This window comes from Pseudomonas sp. CG7, assembly GCF_023701885.1.
GTDB classification, from domain to species: domain Bacteria; phylum Pseudomonadota; class Gammaproteobacteria; order Pseudomonadales; family Pseudomonadaceae; genus Aquipseudomonas; species Aquipseudomonas zanjanensis.
Map to the genome: position 1 here is coordinate 1 of NZ_JABAEE010000001.1, position 23,206 is coordinate 23,206.

The following is a 23,206-nucleotide window of genomic DNA, read 5'->3' on the forward strand; positions in this document are numbered from 1 at the left end:
GATCTCCGTGGTTCGGGACTCGATCACTTTCTCCGACCCTGAATTCCACAAGCGCGAAGCCACGCTGATGGGCAGCCGCAACGCCACCCAGGAAGACTTCCGGTGCGTCGAGCAATGCCTGCGCGACGGCTTGATTCCGGATGCAGCCCTGAACACCCACCGATTGACGCTGGGTGACGTGCCCCAATCGTTCGCTACCTTGCTCGACCCCAAGCAAGGTGTCGTCAAGGCAATCATCGAGTGCTAGGAATCGGAGGACGCCCCATGAACCCGCCTTCTGCTTTGCTTGTTTTGACACCCGGTGATGATGTCGCGGTGGCCCGAGGCGATATCCTCGAGGGCCAGCCGGTGAGTGCCGACGGCCTCACCCTGATCGCCCGGCAAACGATTCCGTCCGGCCACAAGATCGCCTTGCGCAGGGTGCTGGTCGGCCAGCGGGTGCTCAAGTACGGGCAGACCATCGGCCAGGCCACCCAGACCATCGAGCCCGGCGATCACGTCCACGTGCACAACCTGGACATGCCCGCCGCCACTGCCGAACACAGCGTACGGAACGTTTATGTCCCCACGTCGTTGAGCGACAACCCCGCGACCTTCGAAGGTTACGTCCGCGAGGATGGACGCGTCGGCACGCGCAATTACATCGGGGTCATTTCCAGCGTCAACTGCTCGGCAACCGTCTGCAAGCAGATTGCCAACGCTTTTTCTGCCGAGCGCTTGAAAGACTTCCCCGACGTCGACGGTGTCGTTGCGATCACCCATGGCAGTGGCTGTGGCATGGGTGCCAAGGGCGAAGGCATCGATATTCTCCAGCGAACCTTGCGCGGCTATGCCGATCACGCCAATTTCGCCGGTGTGCTGTTGATCGGCCTGGGTTGCGAGGTCAATCAACTTACCCCGTTGATGAATGAACTGGGGGATCGCCCCGCGGCGCTCAAGGCCAGCCTGGTCATCCAGGACGAAGGCGGTACTCGCGACGCCGTGCGACGTGGCATCGCCCTCATTGAAGCGATGCTGCCCCTCATCGACCAATGCCAGCGGACGACCGATGCCGCCAGCCACTTTTGCGTCGGCTTGCAATGCGGGGGTTCGGACGGCTACTCCGGCATCACGGCCAATCCGGCACTCGGCGCGGCGGTGGACTTGCTGGTGCAACAGGGCGGCACGGCGATCCTTTCGGAGACACCGGAAATCTATGGGGCCGAACACTTGCTGCCGGCCCGCGCCGCGGCGACCGACATCGCCGAAAAATTGATGGCGCGAATCCATTGGTGGGAAGCCTACGTCCGCCACAACGACGGTGACATGAACAACAATCCTTCGCCGGGCAACAAGGCCGGGGGCATCACCACCATCCTGGAGAAATCCCTGGGCGCCGTGGCGAAAGCCGGTGCGAGCGGGCTGATGGGCGTCTACCCATACGCTGACACGATCGATGCCCGTGGCCTGGTGTTCATGGATACACCCGGCTACGACCCGGTGTCGGCGACCGGCCAGGTGGCGGGCGGCGCGAACCTGATCTGCTTCACCACGGGCCGCGGCTCGACCTATGGGTGCAAGCCCACGCCCTCCTTGAAAATCGCCACCAACACCCAGCTGTTCCAGCGCATGGAGCTGGACATGGACTTCAACGCCGGCGGCATCGTCGATGGCCTGGAATCGGTCGCACAGGCGGGCGAGCGGTTGTTCCGACTGATGCTGGCGACCGCGTCCGGGCACCGCACCTGCAGCGAGGAAAATGGCGTGGGCGATAACGAGTTCCTTCCCTGGCAGATCGGTGCGGTGATGTGACTGACGGAGTCATAGCCACCCTTTCCCTGTGAGAGCGCGCATGCTCGCGAAAGCGGCAATACATTCAGCATTGATGCAAACAGGCCCACCGCCTTCGCGAGCAAGCTCGCTCCCACCATAAAGCGCCTATGGTAGCCTTTGCCGACTCTCCGATGGACGCTCACCCCATGGTCTCGCCGATCAACGCCGCCGAACGCAAGCCGTATCAGAAAATCGCCGATCAACTGCGCAGCTACATCGCCCAGGGGGATTTCAAACCAGGCGCTCGGCTTCCTCCCGAGCGTGATTTGACCCAACTGTTGGGAGTCTCCAGGCCGTCGCTTCGCGAGGCCCTGATCGCCCTGGAAATAGATGGCGACATTGAGATCAAGATGGGCTCCGGCGTCTACGTGCGCGCCATCTCCAAGGAGGCAAAGCACCCGAGCATGACCTTGGGCGAGAGCCCTTCGGAACTGATGCAGGCGCGGGCGTTGATCGAAGGTGAGTCAGTGATCCTGGCGTGTCTGCATGGCAAGAAAAGTGACTACCGCTATCTGCAGGACTGCATCGACGCCATGCGCGCAAGCATCGCCAACGGCCTGCCACCGTTGGAGGATGACCGTAAATTCCATCAGCGCCTGGCCAAGATGAGCGGCAACTCTGCCCTGGTGCGGATCATCACGGCCCTGTTCGATGAACGACACAACCCGATTTCGGCGCACCTGAGCAAGCATGCGGAAAATGCCCTGACGTGGGAAGCTGCGGTCGTCGAGCATGAGGCGATCCTGCACGCCGTGGCCCACAAGGATGTACTCGGTGCCCAAACCTCGATGCGCCAGCATCTGAGCCGTTCGGAGAACCGCTGGCTGAAAGCGCTGGAACCGGAAGACTCGGGCGACTAGTCCGGCGGTTTTGGGATCGTGGTTGACGGGTCAAATGCCATCGCGAGCAAGCTCGCTCCCACAGTTGATCGGTGGTGTACTTCGATGTTGCGGCCACCCAAGCCACTTGTGGGAGCGAGCTTGCTCGCGATGGCGGCGGCACAGTCGCCACCGCTTTCACAAGCAAGTTCACACCCCCGCTTGCCAAACCCAACGGCGTGCCGATATTGTCAGCACCATGAATCTCCCAAAGATCACCTCGACTACCACGACCACGACCGCCCAGGCGGGTCGTGAGGTGTCGTGAGCGAATAACACACGTATCTCAAAGGCCCGCCAGTCGATGGTAAGGGCCTTTTCTTTGCCCTTGCGTCGCTGGCCCAAACGCAAGGAAAGCACGATGCACGCACTGTTGATTCTCGATATGCAAGTTGGGTTGTTTCACGGCCCGGATAAACCTTGGGCAGGTGAAGCGCTGCTGGATACGTTAAATGCCCTGTTGACCAAGGCTCGCACCGCCGGCGCCCCTGTCTTCCTGGCTCGCCATGTCGGTCCGCCTGGCTCGCCTATCGAGCCGGGAAGTCCACTGACGCAACTGCTGCCGCAATTGCGGCTGGCAGGCCACGAGGTGATCTTCGAAAAAACCCGTCCCAATGCCTTTGCCATGACCGGTCTGGCCGAGCAGTTGACGGCCTGTGGCGCAGAAGGCGTGGTGATTGCAGGCATGAAAACCCAGTATTGTGTCGACAGCACGTGCCGTGCCGCCCGGGACCTGGGCTTCGATGCCGTGCTGATCGCCAATGGTCACACGTGTACCGACACGCTGGACGTGAAGGCGCCAGTGATCATCGCCCATCACAACACAACGCTGGCCGGGCCCTTTTGCCGGGTCATCAGCGCCGAGGACTGGGATTTTTAACCCCACGTCAGAACATCGGCCCAGGCTGGGACGATCCTGCTCAAACCAAAGGAGTGATCCACATGGAAGTCTGCAATCGGCTACAGCCCTCGGAATGCGTCAACATGGAGGAAATCCGAGGCGAAATCGATGCCCTCGATCAGGCCGTCATCAAACTGCTGGGCAAACGTGTTCAATACGTACTCGCGGCCTCGAAGTTCAAGACGTCGGCGACATCGGTACGGGCGCCGGAGCGTTTCAAGGCGATGCTGGCGACACGGCGGGAATGGGCCGAGGCCGAGGGCCTGAGTCCGGACGCCATCGAGAAGATGTACAGCGATCTGGTGAGCCTCTTCATTGCCGAAGAAATGAAACACTGGGCGGCCCAGCAACCCGACACCTGATCGTCACTTCCCGGCGGGGTCGCGAAGCGGCCCCAAACCAATCCCCCGCTTCGCCAGACACACCCCATGCTTTTTACAGCTTTACCGCATAGGCCGTATCTATGCCTACAGTGTCTTGGACACTTTCTTGAACACCTCCTCAGGCACCCAACCCTTCCAATCAGCCGTATGGTTACGCAAGTAGTAACGCGCCGTTTGCTCGGGGGTTTCCTTGTGGGTGACCATTCGTGTTGCCAGCGTCCGGATGGTATCGGTTCCAACGAACATCGACTTCAAGAAAGGGATAACTGCCTGATGTTCTTTGGCGAATTGAGCCGACGTATATTTATTGAGGGAAATATCTGCGTATGCGCACGCTTGTCGACTCCCGACGCCCTCCTTGAACTGGGCGAGGCTAGCTTTGATGGCGTCCCAGCAGGCTTCGCTGTAGGGCGGTTCCTCAAGGCGTGTAAGGGCCAGTTCACCCATCAGCGGGCTAGGGTCCCAGTAATAGGTCATGAAGGGCTGGCCCTTCTCGTAAGCTGAAATAATCGCGGCGTTGAGCGCTGACTCAGACTTGAGTTCCACTGGCGTAAAAGAGCGATCCACCCCGTAAGTGGCCATTTTAATCAGGTTGATTTCCCGGCACGCCCAACTACTGATGCAGTTTAACCAAGTGGCCTTGCCCGATCCCGATGCGCGCTTGAATACCTCGGCATACTTGGGAAGGTCTTCGACACGTTTCAGATCAGGGGTCACAGGTTTGATTCCACGCTTGGCATCGCCCTTGATCATGTAGGTGGGCACGTAGAACGCCTGCGTGAGACGCTCATAAGTGGGACCGAAATCGAGGATGGCTTTCTTTGCCCGCTGATCCTCGACCCACTGAGGCATCAGCGACGTAAACATCTCCATATTGATATCGATGTCGCCCGTTTCCATCGCTTTTTGCATTTGCGCGATATCAAGACTGACCGACTCTACGTTCATACCGTATCCATGCTTGAGGATGTACATGGCGATATGATTGTCAATCTGGATATTTTCCCAGCCACCATCGTAGAACCGGATCGAGCGAGCGTCGGATGACGCGAAAGCCAAGTGAGGGGTCAGGCTTAGAACGAAGCACAGCGCAGTACGCAGGAAAAATGAAGGCATTGGAACTCTCCTATTGCTGGACGGTTTCTGCTGAGCGGCTGATGGTTGAAGGGGCGGAACTGGCGAGGGTTTCCACCACGAGACTGGCGATCAGGTCGCGCTGCCCTTCCACGAAGTAATGGTCTCCTGCACAGAACACCGATTTGAACGCATGAGTCGTATGCTCACGCCAGCCGGTGATGTGCACGCCCGTTGCGTACGGGTCGATACGCCCTCCAATCGAGGTAATGGGGACCTCGAGACGGGGGCTGGGCTCGTACAGATAGGTGTTATTGATTTCATAGTCAGCCTTGATGATGGGAAGCATCAAGTCACGCATTTCAGCGTCATCGAACAGCGCTTGATTATTGGCAAAATTCATTTCCTTGAGCATTGCAATGAGCTCGCCATCATCGCTCGCCGCCGGCTCACGATCCGACTCGTAATTGAACTGCAATACATCGGAAGCAAATTGATGCTCGTTGTAAAAGTGCGGTGCCCGACTCCCTGCGAAAATCAAATGCGTCGGGTGCAGGTTATGGACATTGACCAGGCGTTGAGCCACCTCGAATGCCTGTACACCGCCCAAGCACAGGCCAAAGAATGCGAACGGCCGATCCAGATAGGGAATCAGGTCAGGGGTCAGTTTTTTCACCAACTCTTCCATGCGGGTGTACGACTTTTCCCTCAGTCGTGCATTACGACCAGGCAGTTGCAGTAAGCAAAGCTCGATATGATCGGGCAACCGGTCCGCCCAACCCTTGAATACCGCAGGTCCGCCGCCTGCATAGGGAAAGCAGAACAAGCGCAGCGTTGCTTCTGGTCTAGGGAGTGGAATAACCACGCAGTCCGGCGTCTGCACCTCTTGCGACTCAGCAGGGTGACTGTCTGCTTGCTCGGCTGGGCTGCCTTGACGGACCGCCTCAAGGTGTTCAAGGACGAAGTCGTTGATATCGCTGAGGGTGGCACCGACGATAAGCCTGTCCAGGGGAAAGTTAATACCGAGCTTTTTCAGACTGTTGCGAAATTCGACAGTCATCAACGAATCAAACCCCATCATTGTGAGCGACTTGTCCACTGGACTTGCGTCGGCATCGAGATTGCCTGCCACCCGGGCCGCAACGGACATCAACTTGCTCCGGATGAATGCCTGACGTTGCTCGTCATCCAGCAACGACACCGCCTCGAGAAAGGGGACGGTGTCGCGCTCCACGATTGTGTGGTCCGCTGAGTGTTGCGCATCAATAAGCGATAGGTATGGCCAGTCGCTGGATTGTAGATGCGCCTTGTAAGGCGCCCAGTCGATCGGTGCGATACCGACGACACCTTGCGCACTCAGGTTGTCCCACAACTTTTGCAGGCCGACTTTCGCAGGAATGTAATTGATGCCTAACGTTGACAGGCGCTTCTGGAACACCCTATCGACCCGACTGGCCATGCCCTCGGATGACCATGGTCCCCATGCGATGCTTAAACCAGGCAACCCCGAACTGGCGCGGTTTTCCATGATGGCGTCCATTGCACTGTTGGCCGCAACATAGTTCGCCTGGCCCTTGAACCCCAGCGACGCGCTAATGGACGAGAAGCCTACGAAAAAATCCAGCGACTGGGCGCGGGTGACATGGTCCAGCACCTGAGTGCCCTGCAGCTTCGGCGCCAAGACATGCCGCAGAGAGGATGTGTTCAATGTCGAGAGGACCGCATCTTGCACAGTCCCCGCCAACTGCAGCACGCCGCGTAACGGCCATTGCAGGGCATCTATGTACGCCACCAACGGCTCAACAGCCTCAGGGGATGCGATATCCAGAGTGAGGTAGTCGATATCCACACCCTGGCGTCTAAACGCATCCAACATGGTCGAGCCAGTCGCTTCCAGCGGTTTGCGTCCGACCACCGCCAAATGACGGGCACCCTTTTCCACTAACCCTGCAAGGACCTCGCGCCCTAGCCCACCCAGCCCACCGGCGACCAGATAGGTCGCCTCTGGACTGATCGCCACAGGCCTCGAGGGTGCGGGCGACACCGCTACGAGTCGGGGCACATGAACGCGGGAATGACGAATAGCAAATTGATCTTCCTGCCCGTTTGCAAGCATCAATTGCGCTGCCAGGAGCAGATCGGCCTCGGCACTCTCGATGCTCGCAGGCAAGTCGATGAAACCGCCCCAGACAGCCGGCTCCTCCTGCGCGATCACTTTGGACAGCCCCCAGAGCGTGGCTTGCGAAACGTTGATCGACGAAGCAGCGGAACGCACGTTGACCGCTGCGCGCGTCACGACCCAAAGCCTGGCGGTCTCTGTCCCGGAGCTGGTCGTCAGCGCTTGCAACGTGGCCAACACGCTGTAGAGACCGGCATTCAGGGCACCCAGATCTGCGTTGCCTGAAGGATGGTTATCTGCAGACAATGGCTCGGTCCCACCGAGGTGAACAACGCCCCTGAGCGGGTTCCGCGCTGAAATGGGCAGTGTTCGAAACACCTCGTCGATATCTGAGGGGAAGTCCGACCTGATGTGCCAGGCAGTGGCGCTGACCCGACGGCAATCGGTGGCAAATATCGCGCGAACCCAGTGCTCGTCACAAATTGACAGGCCGTTGCGGATACCCTCGACGAGTTCGCTCGTCCCTCCAATGAACAGCCAGACCCCTGGGACGTTCTGATCGTCATGGGTGACTTGCGCTTGGGTGGGTTGCTGCACCCAGTCCACGGCCGTCATCCACTGAGGCTGTGGCGCAATGCGAGGGCCTATCCAATGAGGCACCCGCTGGAATGGGTAGCTGGGTGTGTCTATGCGTGTCGCCGTCGAGCCCTCTAAAAGGACCTCCCAGTCAAGTTCAATCCCGGCCTCGAACAAGCGCCCCGCGCTTTCCAGTATTTGTTCGCGATCAACGACCTTGCTGCTCAGACTCGTTATCCAGGTGGTCTGGTCGGCGTCATCAGGTTGCAGGCAGGCCGCTCCAATCGTCGACAACACCGCCTTCGGCCCGATCTCCAGGAACGTCCGGCCACCTTTTTTGAATGCTTCCCGGATGCAGTCCATGAAGCGTACTGGCTGGCGAACATGGTCAAGCCAATGCTCTGACGTCATCAGACGCTCTTTGGCTATTTCCCCGCTGACGTTGCTGATCAGTGGATAGCGCGGTGCCGACATGTCGATGCGCCCCAGAACGCGGGCAAAGGGCTTGAGCATCGGTTCCATCAGTTCGGAATGAAACGCATGGGAGACATTCAGGCGCGTGTACTTGATCTCCAGGGAGTCGAGCATGGGGTAGAGCCTGCTCAACTCGCTCAGGGCCCCGGAACCCACCACGCTGCCAGGGGCGTTGACGGCTGCGATGCTCAGATCAATGGCCTGCCGGGCCAGCAACTTGCGCACCTCGTCGTAGTTCAGCGAGACGGCTGACATGCCGCCATCCAGCGGGAGCGCCTGCATGAGGCGCCCCCGCTCGGCGACCAGGGTCATGCCATCTTCAAGACTGAACACGCCCGCCACACAAGCTGCCGAAAACTCACCGAGACTGTGCCCAAGCAAAATATCGGGGACAACACCAACGCTCAGCCAAACCTGAGCAAGGGAATACTCCAGCGCAAACAAGGCAGGTTGCGCATAGCGCGTCTGATCTATAAGCCCGGCGTCATCGCCTGGCGCAGGAAAAAGGATCGTGCGCAGGGACATTCCTATGCAGGTTCGCGCAATAGCATCACAACGATCAATAGACGCTCGAAACACCTCGTTATGCTGGTAGAGGTCTTTGCCCATGTCTGGAAACTGGGCACCCTGACCTGTGAACACGAAAACCAGCCCGGTCTCCTTGGCAGGGTCGACCCAATGAATATCTTTGTCTTCTTGTTGGAGTTTTGTCAGAAGGGTTTCTGGGTGGAGGGCCGACACGGTGTACCGAAAAGGGAACTCAGTCCGGCCGGCACGGGCGCTGTAACAGATATCGCGCAGCGACGGCACAGCCGGGCGTTCGAGCAATTCGCGATACTGGTTGATGAGGTCCGCCAGGGCGCCTCGTTCCTTGGCGCAAAGAGCCAGCAGGTAGGGACCATCGGACTCATTCTGCGAAGAAACCGATGTCAGGGGAGCCTCCTCGAGAATGACATGGGCATTCGTACCGCCCACGCCAAAGGAGCTCACGCCTGCGCGGCGGGGTGAATCGGTGGTCGGCCAGGGCAGCGTTTTGGCGCTGATGAAGAACGGACTGCCGTCCAGATGGATGTCCTTATTGGCGCTCTTGAAGTGCAGTGTGGCGGGAATTGTCCGGTGCTTGAGTGCCAACACCGTCTTGATAAAACCCGCCACGCCAGCCGCCGCGATGAGATGGCCGATGTTGGTTTTCACCGAACCCAATGCACAGGTATTTTCCTGGGCGCCGTGCTGTGCAAACACATCCATCAGCGCTTTGAACTCTATCGGATCGCCTAATGGGGTACCTGTACCATGGGCCTCAACAAAGCCGAGAGTCGCGGCGCTCACCTCCGCATTCTCAAGTGCCCGTTCAATGACTTGGGCTTGCCCTTGGGAACTGGGGGCGGCAAAGCTGACTTTATTGGAACCGTCATTATTGATGGCCGATCCCTTGATAACAGCCTGAATGGGATCACCCGCCTCCAGTGCATCGCTAAGCCTCTTGAGGGTGACCAGTGCCGCGCCACTTCCAAAGACCGTGCCCCGCGCGGCGGAATCGAATGCCCGACAGTGCCCATCTGGCGACTGGATCATCCCCTCTTGGTAGACATAACCCTGGGCATGGGGCACCAGGACGGTCACGCCCCCGGCCAATGCAACGTCGCACTCGCCCAGGAGCAGGCTCTGGCACGCCATATGAATCGAGACCAACGAGGTCGAGCACGCCGTCTGGATGTTCAGGCCGGGGCCCCGCAACCCCAATTTATAAGCGATCCGCGTCGACAGATAATCCTTATCGTTCCCCAGCAGATTCATGAAACCGGCGCTGCTGTCCAGAAAGCCGGTTTCGCTGATGTCCTCCTCCCCCATGACATTGGTGTGAAGGTAATCGTTGTTGCCTGCACCTGCGAACACGCCAATGTTCAAGGCCTCACGGTCCTTGCTGAATCCCGCAGCATCCAACGCCTCCCAGGCACACTCGAGTAACAGTCGATGCTGGGGGTCGGTAATCGCTGCCTCGCGTGCTGACATGTCGAAAAATCCAGCGTCGAACCGGTCGACATTGTTCAGACGGGCCGCCATGGCAACGTAGTCTTCCCGGTTAACCCGTTCAGCCGGCACCCCCGCTTCCAGCAAGGCGCCCAGAGAAATAGCCTCGATGGACTCGTGGCCCGATGTCAGGTTTTCCCAGAATTGCTCGATAGAGTCGGCACCCGGGAAGCGGCAAGCCATGGAAATAACGGCAATCTCATTTCCGTGATATCTGATGTCGCTCATCCTGTTCTCTCCGAAATTGAGGGTGACTTAGCCATGCGGCGCCTATAGCTGCTTCTGGCGTTTACGAGCTGCTGATTTAATGGCAGCGCTCCTGCGGCTATTACTGGAAGGAGTCACCAATTTCACGGGCGAGGCGTCATCCAATCCCAGCTTTCTGCTGATCAAGCGCGTTTGCGCGTCGATGCTGTTTTCTTCAAAAAGCTCGGTGACTTGAAGGTTCAAGCCAAAGGCATCGTTCAATGTCCTGGTCAGGTTTACGATGAGCAGAGAGGAGCCTCCCTGGGCAAAAAAACTCCGCCTGGGATGTACCGCAGGGGTCATCAGGATGTCGGTCCATATGCGCGTCAGGCGCTGTTTTACCGACAACGGTTGATCGTCTGCTGGCGGTGGCCCGGGTTGGACGTGAGGCGCCAGCCGCTCAAGCGCCGCGACATCCAGCTTTCCGTTGAACGTGAGGGGGAAACGTTCCAGGAAAACAAAATGGGCGGGGATCATGTATGAGGGAACATGGGTTCGCAGGGAATCCTTGAGTTTCTCGATAACGTCTTGCCGGATGGCGAGATCGTCGCCCCCCTTTGCAAAGACTGGCTCGACCGGCGCACTGCCCACCGTGGGGCGAGGCTCAAAAAGGGGATCCCGGCTGTCAGGTGGCCCCACGAATACGTCCATCGTCCCCGCGGGAAGACTATCGCTCCAACGTACCCTGGCTTGACGATGCCGGTTAAAGGCCCAGCGGCGAATGTATTCGGGGTCGCAAGCTTCGTCTGGGATGATTGAGGGCGCGTTTCTGGAAAGCTGGACGTCCAAGCTGATCCTGGCGTTTGGAACACCTGTGAGCACAAACGCCGAAGGGGCGGATGCCAACCATTGACTCAGGTCCTGCTCGTATAGACGCTCCTGTTGATACGCATAGCGTGGGACCGGTTCCAGGGTCGTTCGGTCATCGGAGTCGAGCCTTATGATGACGTCGTAACGATAACGCGTCATTTCATCGCTGCCTTGCCCTGCTCGCAACTCGGTCTCTACGTTGACGATTCGCTCAAGCGTGTAGGCCACTTGCTTGATCTGCAAAGGATCGAGCCACAACTCCCCTTCTCCGATCACGGGAAGCGCACGCTGCAACTTTTTGCGGGTACGACTCGCGGCAGCGGACAAGATATGTTTCAACGATGCGTAGGGAACATCGCCGATCACAATCACGCCGCCTGCTTTGCACAACGCGGATGCTTTCTGAAGCACATCGACGAGGTAATCAATGCCTGGGAAGTACTGGATGACGGAATTCAGAAGCACGACGTCGAAAGGTGCCTCACCCAGCGTATCAAGTTCATGGGCCGCCATTCTTACCAGCGCAAATGAGGCTGTACTGTTATCGGCTGCCTCCAGCCGTCGTCGCGCTGACTCAATCGCCGCTTCAGAAGCATCGCAACCCACATAACGCCGGACACCTCTTTCCAACAGCACGGCGCCAGTCATCCCGATACCACAACCTACATCCAGTACTGAATGGTCTGAGAAAGCCAGGACACGAGAAGCTGTCGCCTGCACCCATTCACGCAAATCGCTGTCCGGGATCGGCTCGCCGGAGAAACTTGAGGTGTAGCCACTTTCGGCGCTGGCGATCTCATTTTTCTGCGCCGTCAGATAAGCCGCCTCCCACACGTCGAGCCACACCCCGGCATCCGCATCGCGCTGCTGCCCCAACGCTTTGTTATCCAGCACGACATAGGCGGCCAGCCTGTGGTCATCCTGAGTGTGTTCCACAAGCGTGACGACCGCCTGGCTGACGAGGTCGCACCTATGGAGGGCGGATTCGACCTCGCCCGGCTCGATGCGGTAACCGTTCAACTTCAGTTGTCGGTCTTTACGTCCAATGAAAACCAAGGAGTTATCGGGCTGCCGTCGAACCCGATCGCCGGTGTAGTAAGCCACTGAGGTACTGCTCGTTGCTTCAGTTGTCTTGAATTTCTCCAGCGTCAGATCGTCCCGATTGAAATAACCGGCACTGACCCCAGGCCCCTCGATCACCAGTTCGAACTCCAAAGGGTCATCTGAGGGACACAACTGAAAATGAGTACCCGGCAATGGCTGGCCTATGGGGACACTTGTGGAAGAACCGGTAAAGTCGTTGGCCTGTAATCTGTGACAGAAAGACCAAATCGTCGTTTCTGTCGGCCCATAAAGGGTCCATGCCGCCCGTGCCCACTGAAAAATTTTCTTGCCCAGCTCGACGGGCAATGTTTCACCGCCACACACCGCTCCGACGGCGCAGGTGCGGGGCCACCCCGCTGCTATCAGCAGTCTCCAGGTAGCTGGGGTGGCTTGAAGCAGCGCACGGTCACATTGGTCGAGTAATTTCGCGATCGCCTGTCCGTCCCTGGCCTGTTGCTCGCTGGCCAGGTACAGCGTTCCGCCTTGAGCCAAGGGCAGGAAAAATTCCAGGATGGAAATATCAAAGCCGTAGGTCGTCGTGGAAACCAGCGCGCCCCATGCCGAAAAATTGATCACCTCATTAATCGCAGATAAAAAATAGGCAAGATTTTCCCGACGGACCATCACCCCCTTGGGAAGACCCGTCGAGCCTGAAGTGAACAACATGTAGGCAAGCGAAACATCGTCGATAGCGGGTTCAAGGGGGAATATCGAATCGCTCCAATCGACGTCCTCGATATCTAAAAAAGCGCCCACCGGCCATCGTGAAAGATCAACGGGTTGGGATTTGATTACGGCATCGAGGTTGGCGAGCGTGGCGATAAGCTCATTACGCTGTAATGGCGAGTCAGGAGGGAGAGGAACAAAGATGGCCCCTATCGACAGGACCGCGGTCAGCGCGACGATCAGGTCAGGTTCCCGGGGCAGGTAGATCCCAATCTTGCTCCCCAATCCAAAGCCTTCGCGGACAAGGTGCTTGGCGAGCGCCTTTCTTCGGCTTGACAGTTCAGCGTAGGTCATCGGCTGCCCACGAGACATGATCGCGATTTTCTCGGGGTACTGATTCGCCCATGTATCGATTCTAGCGACAAGGTCCAGTGAAACGGATGAGTATTTGACGGGGTTTATTGGCGGCTGCATCATTCCAAGAACTCCTTCTACCGTGATCGGTACATAGAACTTAAATGGGTCATGCGCGCAGTACTAAATGACCAGTTGATGCATTTAGCACAACAGTAATAGTCACCCCTTAAAGCGAAGAGTGCCAACTGGACAAATATCGATTACTTGTAACTTAATAAAAACACGCCAACAAGAACAGTGCCAATCCCAACCTTCTGCACCACCGTTGTTATCTCCCTGTAAATCGCGATAGCTAACAACACAGTCACACCGGAGTACACCGAACTGATGGGCGTCACCAGCGATAGATCCCCCATCTTGGAAGCGAATATATAAAACACCCAGCCCGCATTGACCAACAATGAGTGCGCAAAGAAAATCCATCCGCGCCGCTGAGTCACGTCCCCTTTTTCCAGCTTGCCATTCCTGATCAATGCCAACGAAGTAAAAAGAACAGCCTGGGTTAATGCCGAGTAAAAGAAGGCATTCGTGACATCAAGTGTTTTTGCGGAAAAACCAAGTATAAAAAAGGCCACGCCAAAACCGGCCATGGCCAAGATAGCCTGAAGGAAGCCTTGCGAGCCGCCACGCAGTGATCGGAAGATATTGCCGGAGGTCATGACAATACCAACGAAAATAATAGATACGGCAATCCAGGCAGCCGGGGCCAACCTTTCTTGTAGGAAAACGATAGAAAAAAGGATAGTGACCAAGCTATAGGTAGAAGCAATCGGAGAAACCAAGGACAGGTTTCCGACTTCACACCCTCGCATGTAGAAATAATACCCTGATACGTAGGCGGCAGAGCTGCAGGTGATGATCAACACGGCATGGGTGTCGAACCTGAGCTGGCCTGAAATGATCAAATAGCCCCCCAGGAGAGAGGCCACCACAAAGGTAAATAGATTGCGAACCAGCATTGTTTTTGCGGTACCTAACTGGCGAATCATCAGGCTTTGAATAAAGTCTGAAATCCCCCAGCACAACATGACCATCAGCCCGCCAAAAACTCCGCTATCCATGCCGAATAAACTCCATCTCCATCAGACTTGCTGTGTTAACCAAGCCTTGTATTCATCGATTGCTGTTTCATCTCTCGAGTAAAATGCCCATTTGCCAATTTTGTTCACGCGCAAAAAGCCTGCTTGCTTCAATAGATCCAAGTGCCTGCTCACCGTTGGCTGACTCATGCCGAGCTTTTCAGTTATCAGTGTTACGCACACACCGATCAACGCGGGATCACCCGTCACTTGATGAGAGAAGTGCGCGCGGGGCTCCTTAAGCCATTGAAGGATTAGGATTCGAGGTTCACCCGCAAACGCTTTGGATTGTTCTATGTATTTATCGTGTGGATTCATCCTATCCTCATATAGCTAAATGTCAATGCGTTTTTTGGGATTGATTTGAATCATTCGCAATCACCTTATAACTTTAATTCGAGAATTTTCGTTATCACCTGCGGCCGCTGTTATATCGTCCAGCTTATGACGACTTGTCTCACATTCTGCACACCGGGACAGTGTGTCGCTTTTTCGAGTGTTACAAAAGGCATACAGAGATGAATGAGGAAGATCGTGGTGATTCATCAGCAAAGTGCCATCATGCCCTGCAGGCGCTTTAACGCCAAGGAGTGATGAGGTTGTGACGCTTGGATAGTCTGCATGAGCGGTGGGTTATGAACACTTCCCTTGCCACTGCCCTGTTCGTCGGTGAGATCGGAAGCAATCGCCAACAACATCCGTGCGCCTTTGGCTACTGATTCCCCCAGTGAACCGCTCAAAACCTAATGAGTGATCGACCACGCCAGAGGTAAATCAATGCCTTGGTTGTGTTGCGCTTCGTTCTGCTTCGCCAGCGCCAAGAATTCGAAATTTGACACTACAAAGCCATCACCTATCGTTCCTCTCGAGACCGCACCCAAGGACCGGGTGGCCCGGACGCCTTTGCAGGCGCGGTCGTCACTGTCATTACCTCAAGGAGCAACAACATGTCTGGAGCGACCCAAACCATTGATGTGCTCGTCAACGTCGATGCCGATTACCTGCTAGCCCACCCCAACGACGTAGGCGGTGCGATTGCCATGCTGGTAACCCGCAGCGCCGTCGACAGCCATGCCAACATCACCAGTGGCGAAGGCGAAGGCGGTAACGAGTTGTGGTTCGACGTAAAACCCGGCGACATCATTCGCTGGCGCGCAACCACGCTGTCGCGCAACTTCGACCGCATCGCATTGATCAAAAACGTCGTGATCGGCGACCCTCATCAGGGCGGTGATTACAAGGGCACCATCTCGACCCCGCAAACTTTCAATATCCCCGGCATTCCAGTGCCCTATCTGGACAATGGCGCCCCCGGAGGCATCGCCAAGACCGATGTGACCTATACCGTCTGGCAGTCCACTGCACTGAGCCCGGGAAAGCTCTGGTACCAGATCGTCTTCGTTCTGCTGGACCGTAACCTGAACCAGATCGGCCCGAACAACACCTGGGATCCCTACATCACCGTCAATAATCAATAACTGAAATGCACACAGCCCCGGTCGGTTCCCTTCGTCGTTAACGATGGCGCCGGCCGGGGCTGTGTGCAGGTTCTACAGCATTTCCTTTCTAGGCCGCTTCTGCAAACTCCATCAATGCCGCCAATACCAACGGGTGCAGGACAGCGTCGGGATGTTTCGTTTGCCAGGCCATCAAGTCGCGACACATGGTCGGCGTCCAGAAGCTCTTGATGTGCTGGTATACACCCCGCACCGCCACCGCGTGGTCCGGCTCACTGGCAAAATACTGACCGATCTGGTTGGCCATCTTGATCAGGCTTTCAGAGCTCATCGACGCACCTCCGCTTTCTCGGCATGACGACGGTCCCTCAGCAGGCGCCCTTGTTCATCACTGAACGCCTGGTAACGCTTCTGCCATTCCGAAGGCTGGCTGACCCGCACGATCTCCCCCGCCGTGACCTTGTATTCCGGGCAGTTGGTGGCCCAGTCGGAGTTGTCGGTGGTGATCACGTGGGCGCCCGATTCCGGGAAGTGGAACGTGGTGTAGACCACGCCCGGTGCCACGCGCTCGGTCACCCTCGCGCGCAGTACCGTTTGCCCGGCACGGCTGCCGATGCCGACCCAGTCTTCGTCGACGATCCCGCGGTTCTCGGCATCGGTTGGATGGATTTCCAGACGGTCCTCCTCGTGCCAGGCGACGTTTTCGGTGCGCCGGGTCTGGGCGCCGACGTTGTATTGGCTGAGGATGCGGCCGGTGGTCAGCAGCAGCGGATAACGGTTGTTGACCTTCTCCTCGGTGGGCACGTAGCCGGTGAGCATGAAGCGGCCCTTGCCACGCACGAACTGCTCGATGTGCATGGTCGGCGTGCCGTCCGGCGCGGCATCGTTGCACGGCCATTGCAGGCTGCCGTGGCGCTCCAGTTCGGCGTAGCTGACGCGGGTGAACGTCGGCGTCAGGCGGGCGATTTCATCCATGATTTCCGAAGGATGGTTGTAGTGCATCTTGTAGCCCAGGGCGTCGGCCAGGGCGATGGTGGCTTCCCAGTCGGCCTTGCCGGCCAACGGGTCCATCACCTTGCGAACGCGGGAGATGCGGCGTTCGGCGTTGGTAAAGGTGCCGTCCTTCTCGAGGAACGAGCTGCCCGGCAGGAACACGTGGGCGAACTTGGCCGTCTCGTTGAGGAAGATGTCCTGGACGATCACGCATTCCAACGCGGACAGCGCGGCCGTCACATGCTGGGTGTTGGGGTCGCTCTGGGCGATGTCTTCACCTTGGCAATAAAGCGCCTTGAAGGTGCCGTCCAGCGCCGCCTCGAACATGTTCGGGATACGCAGGCCCGGGTCGGGTTGCAAGGTCACGTTCCAGGCTTGCTCGAACTCGGCGCGCACCGCGTCGTTGGAGATGTGCCGATAGCCGGGCAGTTCGTGAGGGAACGAACCCATGTCGCAGGAGCCCTGGACGTTGTTCTGCCCACGCAGCGGGTTCACCCCGACACCTTCGCGACCGATGTTGCCGGTGGCCATGGCCAGGTTGGCAATGCCCATGACCGAGGTACTGCCCTGGCTATGCTCGGTAACGCCGAGGCCGTAATAGATGGCCGCGTTGCCGCCAGTGGCGTAGAGCCGTGCGGCGGCGCGGATCTGCTCGGCAGGCACGCCACACACCGGGCCCAGGACCTCGGGCGAGTTTTCCGGCAGGCTGACGAAATCGCGCCAGCGGGCGAAGTCCGTCGCCTCGCAGCGAGCCTCGACAAAAGGCTGGTCTATCAAGCCTTCAGTGGCAATCACATGGGCCAGCGCGTTGAGCATCGCCACGTTGGTACCCGGACGCAGTTGCAAGTGCAGCTCGGCGCGGGCGTGGGGCGAATCCACCAGGTCGATGCGCCGTGGGTCGATGACGATCAGTCGTGCGCCCGGGCGCAAGCGGCGCTTGAGCTGGGAGCCGAACACCGGGTGCGCATCGGTGGGGTTGGCGCCCATCACCATGATCACGTCGGCCTTCATCACCGAGTCGAAGTTCTGCGTGCCGGCGGACTCGCCCAGGGTCTGCTTGAGGCCGTAACCGGTAGGCGAATGGCAGACACGGGCACAGGTGTCGACGTTGTTGTTGCCGAACGCAGTGCGCACCAGTTTCTGCACCAGGTAGGTTTCTTCGTTGGTGCAGCGGCTGGAGGTGATGCCGCCGATGGAATCGCGCCCGTACTTGAGCTGGATCCGGCGCAGTTCGCTGGCGGCGTAAGTGACCGCCTCGTCCCAGCTGACTTCCTGCCATGGGTCGTTGATGTGCTTGCGGATCATCGGGTTGGTGATGCGATCCGGGTGCGTGGCGTAGCCCCACGCGAAGCGGCCCTTGACGCAGGAATGGCCGTGGTTGGCCTGGCCGTTCTTGTCCGGGACCATGCGCACCAGTTGTTCGCCTTTCATCTCGGCGCGGAACGAACAGCCTACGCCGCAATAGGCGCAGGTGGTAATGACGCTGCGCTCCGGCTGGCCAATCTCCACGACGCTCTTGTCGATCAGGGTCGCCGTCGGACACGCCTGCACGCAGGCGCCACAGGACACGCATTCGGAATCGAGGAAATTGTCACCGCCGGCCGCTTCCACCCGGGAGTCGAAACCGCGCCCGGTGATCGTCAGGGCGAAGGTGCCCTGGATTTCCTCACAGGCGCGTACGCAGCGGCTGCAGACGATGCACTTGCTCGGGTCGTAGTCGAAATACGGGTTGGAAACATCCTTGGCCTCGGCCAAGTGGTTGGCGCCTTCGTAGCCGTAGCGCACTTCGCGCAGGCCCACCTGCCCCGCCACGGTCTGCAACTCGCAGTTGCCATTGGCCGAACAGGTCAGGCAATCCAGCGGGTGGTCGGAAATGTACAACTCCATCACGTTGCGCCGCAGTGTGGCGAGCTTGGAGGTTTGCGTGCGCACCACCATGCCCTCCGTTACCGGCGTGGTGCAGGACGCGGGATAGCCGCGCATGCCGTCGATTTCCACCAGGCACATGCGGCAGGAGCCGAAGGCTTCCAGGCTGTCGGTGGCGCAGAGCTTGGGAATGGTGGTGCCGAGCATGGCTGCGGCGCGCATGACCGAGGTGCCGGCGGCGACGCTGATTTCGCGTCCGTCGATGGTCAGGCTGACCTGCACGTCGCTGTCACGCGCCGGGGTGCCCAGGTCGATATCGGTGCTGGGATCGAAAATGGTGATCATTGGTCAGCCTCCGTGGTCGCCAGACCGAAGTCGGCGGGGAAATGCTTGAGGGCGCTGGCGACAGGGTAGGACGTCATCCCACCGAGGGCACAGAGCGAACCGTATTGCAGGGTGTCGCACAGGTCATGCAACAGCAGGGCCTGTTCCTGGCGGTCACCGACTTCGGTGCTGGCGATCAAGCGGTCCACCACTTCCACCCCACGGGTGGAGCCGATCCGGCACGGCGTGCACTTGCCGCAGGATTCCTCGGCGCAGAACTGCAAGGCGAACCGGGCCATCTGGGCCATGTCCAGGCTGTCGTCGGCGACCACCACACCACCGTGGCCGAGCATCGCGCCCATGGCGGCGAAGGCTTCGTAGTCCAGCGGCGTATCGAATTGCGAAGGCGGCACCCAGGCGCCCAACGGCCCGCCCACTTGCGCGGCCTTCAGCGGACGACCGCTGGCGGTACCGCCGCCATAACCTTCCACCAACTCCCGCAGGCTCAGGCCGAAAGCCCGCTCCACCAAGCCGCCATGACGGACGTTGCCGGCCAGTTGGAACGGCATCGTGCCCAGGGAACGGCCCATGCCGAAGTCGCGATAGAACTGCGCGCCTTTCTCCAGGATGATCGGCACCGAGGTCAGGGTCAGTACGTTATGCACCAGCGTCGGCAAACCGAACAGACCTTGCAGCGCCGGCAGCGGCGGCTTGGCGCGCACCGTGCCGCGCTTGCCTTCGAGGGATTCCAGCAGCGCGGTTTCCTCGCCACAGATATAGGCGCCGGCGCCGACCCGCACTTCCAGCTCAAAGGCGCGACCGCTGCCGCTCACGTTCGCGCCCAGGTAACCGGCCTCGCGAGCGATGTGCAGCGCGTCGTTCAGCGTACTGACGGCGTCCGGGTATTCCGAACGCACGTAGATGTAGCCCATGGTCGCGCCCACGGCGATGCCGGCGATGATCATGCCTTCGATCAGCAGGAAGGGGTCGCCTTCCATCAGCATGCGGTCGGCAAACGTGCCGGAGTCGCCTTCGTCGGCATTGCAGACCACGTACTTCTGCGGCCCCTGCGCGTCACGCACGGTGCGCCACTTGATGCCCGCCGGGAACGCCGCGCCGCCGCGACCGCGCAGGCCGGAATCCAGCACGCTGGCGACCACCTCGGCGCCATCCATCTGGATCGCCCGGGCCAGGCCGAGAAATCCGCCTTGGGCACGATAGTCATCGAGGGACAAGGGCTGGGTGATGCCAGCACGGGCAAACAACAGGCGCTGCTGGCTTTTCAGATAAGGAATGTTCTCCACCAGTCCCAGGGCAGCGGGATGGCTGCCCGGATCATGGGCCAGCGCATCGAGCAGGGCCGGCACGTCTTGGGCCGTGACCGGGCCAAACCCCAAGCGCCCTTCAGGCGTCTCCAACTCAACCAGCGGCTCCAACCAATAGAGGCCACGGGAACTGGTCCGCAACACCTGCAACGGCAACTGCCGACGGTCAGCCTCAAAGGTCAACGCAGCCGCGACCTTGTCCGCGCCCACCGCACGGGCCACCGAATCGCGGGGGATACAGAGCGTCAGCATGCGCCCTCCTCCCTGCAGTCATTCACCAACTGACGCAGGCGCTCGGGCGTGATCCGCGCATGCAACTCCCCGTCCAGTTCCAGGGCCGGCGAGCAGACGCAGGCGCCCAGGCAGTAGACCGGCCGCAGGCTGATACTGCCGTCGGCGCTGGTGCCGTGATCGTCCAGCGCCAGTTGCTCGCGCAACTGCGCAGCCAGGGCTTCGGCGCCCATGCTCTTGCAGGACTCGGCCCGGCACAGGCGCAGGGTATGGCGCGCCGGCGGCGTGGTGCGGAAATCGTGGTAGAAACTGATGACCCCGCGCACTTCAGCCAGGCTGAGGTTCAGGGCGTGGGCGATCTCCGGGACGGCGCTGTCGGGGACATACCCGCAGCCTGCCTGGATGGCATGGAGAATGGGCAGCAAGGCACCGGGGGTGTCCTTTTCGCGCGCAAGCACGCTGTGGATCAAAGGCAGGTGAAGCGTCTCATCGGGCATAAACGTACCTCGGCATCTCGAACGACACCGCCGCATAGCGGCAGCCGTCCGGAGTCTTGGCTGGGGCGTGCGGCCCACGTCACGGTAGCGTGGCACATCCGATCGCCATTCTCGCTCTCCGGCCAGGTGTCTTTGGCGCACCTGGTCCGGGGCATCCTCACAGCTTGCCACTCCCGGGGGTTGGCGATTGCACATGGACGACGAAACGTGTTCTGAAAGCGACTAGACGTGAAAGTTGTCCTACGCCAGCGGGAGGTCAAATACACGAGTGATTGTAGGCGACGCGCAGCGATCGGTGGCTATTGGCCGTTTTCCTGACTGCCAGCGTGGCGAGTGCTTTGCTGGATCACAACACAAGGTTACAAACACAATATATATGTATCGTTTTACAGCGTTCCATCTCGCCATCATCCAGGAGGACAACAACCTGACACCAGAAGGAACTCTGGAATGCTATGCAAACAGCTTTTTACGTACTCATTACTGCTTTTATCACTTGCAGCAAACCTCCAAGCGTTGGCAGAAGAATACTATTGGACGATTCAGCAATTCCCGGCACATCTTCAAAAACGACAGCCCTCACCCGAATTGGCTTGTAGATGGCTATATGAAGAGTACGAAGAAATCTGGAATTACACACCAGCGGTGGCAACGGAGGAGGATCACATCTGGCATTGCCACATGATATATGGCAAGGACCCCTTAAACGACTCTTATGGCGCTGTATCCATTCTCCGCAGCGGCAACACATGCACCGAAAACCAACAATTCAATAAGTCCTCAGGCCAATGCGAGACTCAAGGCCTCGACAGTGGCTGCCCCTTGAGCCTGGCGGGAAACCCAATAAATTTCGCGACAGGCTACAAAATACAAACGGAAAACGATTACTCAACTGCGCATTCACACCCAAGTGCAAATCCACTTGACTTCTCAAGATTCTACAGAAGCGTTGATGGAGCATGGCGGCACAGTTATTCATCCAGGCTCAGCTTCGAAGAAAACTTGATCACGCTTATTCACCTTGATGGAAGTCGATCGTTTTTTGAAAAGAATGGAACGTCTTATGAGGCGAGGCCACCCGAAACAGGAACACTCGTTTATCAGTCGGACCGTTGGAGCTATCACGCCCGCAATAATCGCTCACTTGAATTTGATAGCAACGGAAGGTTAACTGCGCTTATTAAAGCAGGTAGCGCGCTAAGCATTACCTATCTAGACAATATTGCGACCGTCACTGATGGCTTTGGCAACACTTTAAAGTTTACCGAGGACACGTCAAAACAACCTCTTACCGTTATTGCGGGTGACGTAAGCATTAGCTACACCTATAACAATTACAAACAGCTAACCTCCATGACCAAAACCTATCCGACCCATACGGAGAATAAACAATACATCTACGAAGACCCGAAAGACAGCAGACTGCTGACCGGCATTATTGATGAGCGCGGGGTACGTTATGCCACATGGACTTATGATGATCAAGGGCGTGCCATTACGAGTGAACACGCGGCCGGTATGGAAAAAATCTCAGTCAACTACAACCCTGATGGATCATCAACGGTAATCAACGCACTGGGTAAGAAAATCCGATATCAATTTGAATTGATTCAAGGCGTCAAACGCATCAAGTCCATTGCGGGTCTTCCATCGGCCAACTGCCCCGATAGCAACTCAAGTTTCACCTACGACACCCGCGGTCTGCTGACAACAAAGACCGACAACAACGGCAATATAACCACCTATTTCTACAACGACCGTGGCCTGGAAACCTCTCGCACGGAAGCGAGCGGTACTTCTCAAACGAGAACAATCACCACCGAATGGCACCCGACGCTGTATTCCCCAGTGCGAATCAACGAACCGGATCGTTCCATTCACTACACCTACGACACTCAAGGGCGCCAGCTCAGTAAAACAATCATTTCACGTTAATTCAGAAG

15 protein-coding genes and 1 pseudogene are annotated in these 23,206 nt (G+C 58.3%); 7 read left to right on the forward strand and 9 right to left on the reverse strand.

Annotated elements, in window-relative coordinates; translation table 11 throughout:
- From HGO40_RS00005 to HGO40_RS00025, 5 genes and pseudogenes are all read left to right on the forward strand, one after another.
- Nucleotides 1–247, forward strand: a pseudogene (locus tag HGO40_RS00005) (dehydrogenase); the annotation flags it as partial.
- A 17-nt stretch (nucleotides 248–264) separates the two neighbouring features.
- On the forward strand, nucleotides 265–1,791 hold the full coding sequence (locus HGO40_RS00010; protein WP_250961344.1) for a UxaA family hydrolase: 1,527 nt from the start codon (nucleotides 265–267) through the stop codon (nucleotides 1,789–1,791).
- 167 nt (nucleotides 1,792–1,958) lie between these two features.
- The gene (locus tag HGO40_RS00015; RefSeq protein WP_250961508.1) at nucleotides 1,959–2,672 is read left to right on the forward strand and encodes a FadR/GntR family transcriptional regulator; all 714 of its coding nucleotides are present in this window, start codon (nucleotides 1,959–1,961) and stop codon (nucleotides 2,670–2,672) included.
- A 379-nt stretch (nucleotides 2,673–3,051) separates the two neighbouring features.
- Nucleotides 3,052–3,570, forward strand: a complete 519-nt coding sequence (locus HGO40_RS00020) for a cysteine hydrolase family protein (RefSeq protein WP_250961345.1) — start codon at nucleotides 3,052–3,054, stop codon at nucleotides 3,568–3,570.
- Between the two features lie 62 nt (nucleotides 3,571–3,632).
- Entirely contained in the window at nucleotides 3,633–3,953 is a 321-nt protein-coding gene (locus HGO40_RS00025) for an isochorismate lyase (protein WP_250961346.1), read from the forward strand.
- Nucleotides 3,954–4,058: 105 nt separating this feature from the next.
- On the opposite strand, the gene HGO40_RS00030 is transcribed toward HGO40_RS00025, so the two are convergent.
- From HGO40_RS00030 to HGO40_RS00050, 5 genes are all read right to left on the reverse strand, one after another.
- Nucleotides 4,059–5,090, reverse strand: coding sequence for a glycine betaine ABC transporter substrate-binding protein (locus HGO40_RS00030; protein ID WP_250961347.1), 1,032 nt, complete (start codon nucleotides 5,088–5,090; stop codon nucleotides 4,059–4,061).
- 10 nt (nucleotides 5,091–5,100) lie between these two features.
- Complete coding sequence (locus tag HGO40_RS00035) at nucleotides 5,101–10,476, reverse strand: type I polyketide synthase (RefSeq protein WP_250961348.1); 5,376 nt, start codon at nucleotides 10,474–10,476, stop codon at nucleotides 5,101–5,103.
- Between the two features lie 42 nt (nucleotides 10,477–10,518).
- Nucleotides 10,519–13,551, reverse strand: coding sequence for an AMP-binding protein (locus HGO40_RS00040; protein ID WP_250961349.1), 3,033 nt, complete (start codon nucleotides 13,549–13,551; stop codon nucleotides 10,519–10,521).
- A gap of 140 nt (nucleotides 13,552–13,691) precedes the next feature.
- Nucleotides 13,692–14,552, reverse strand: a complete 861-nt coding sequence (locus HGO40_RS00045; RefSeq protein ID WP_250961350.1) for a DMT family transporter — start codon at nucleotides 14,550–14,552, stop codon at nucleotides 13,692–13,694.
- A 21-nt stretch (nucleotides 14,553–14,573) separates the two neighbouring features.
- A complete protein-coding gene (locus HGO40_RS00050; RefSeq protein ID WP_250961351.1) occupies nucleotides 14,574–14,888 on the reverse strand; it encodes an ArsR/SmtB family transcription factor in 315 nt (104 codons plus the stop codon).
- 629 nt (nucleotides 14,889–15,517) lie between these two features.
- Between HGO40_RS00050 and HGO40_RS00055 the strand changes: the two genes are divergently transcribed.
- Nucleotides 15,518–16,048, forward strand: coding sequence for an AidA/PixA family protein (locus tag HGO40_RS00055; RefSeq protein ID WP_250961352.1), 531 nt, complete (start codon nucleotides 15,518–15,520; stop codon nucleotides 16,046–16,048).
- 88 nt (nucleotides 16,049–16,136) lie between these two features.
- Here the strand turns inward: HGO40_RS00055 and HGO40_RS00060 are convergent, their stop codons facing one another.
- The 4 genes from HGO40_RS00060 to HGO40_RS00075 are packed head-to-tail and all read right to left on the reverse strand — an operon-like array spanning nucleotide 16,137 to nucleotide 21,263.
- A complete protein-coding gene (locus HGO40_RS00060) occupies nucleotides 16,137–16,358 on the reverse strand; it encodes a formate dehydrogenase subunit delta (RefSeq protein ID WP_186704808.1) in 222 nt (73 codons plus the stop codon).
- Nucleotides 16,355–19,231, reverse strand: a complete 2,877-nt coding sequence (gene fdhF / locus HGO40_RS00065; protein ID WP_250961353.1) for a formate dehydrogenase subunit alpha — start codon at nucleotides 19,229–19,231, stop codon at nucleotides 16,355–16,357. The genes HGO40_RS00060 and fdhF overlap by 4 nt, the downstream gene beginning before the upstream one ends.
- Entirely contained in the window at nucleotides 19,228–20,787 is a 1,560-nt protein-coding gene (locus HGO40_RS00070; protein ID WP_250961354.1) for a formate dehydrogenase beta subunit, read from the reverse strand. Before HGO40_RS00070 ends, fdhF begins: the two co-directional genes overlap by 4 nt.
- Nucleotides 20,781–21,263: a formate dehydrogenase subunit gamma gene (locus tag HGO40_RS00075; protein ID WP_092441683.1), complete on the reverse strand. Its 483-nt coding sequence runs from the start codon at nucleotides 21,261–21,263 to the stop codon at nucleotides 20,781–20,783. The genes HGO40_RS00070 and HGO40_RS00075 overlap by 7 nt, the downstream gene beginning before the upstream one ends.
- Nucleotides 21,264–21,713: 450 nt before the next feature.
- Between HGO40_RS00075 and HGO40_RS00080 the strand changes: the two genes are divergently transcribed.
- Nucleotides 21,714–23,198 carry an RHS repeat domain-containing protein gene (locus tag HGO40_RS00080; protein WP_250961355.1) on the forward strand — a complete coding sequence of 495 codons (1,485 nt, stop codon included), beginning with the start codon at nucleotides 21,714–21,716 and terminating at the stop codon, nucleotides 23,196–23,198.
- Nucleotides 23,199–23,206 lie beyond the last annotated feature (8 nt).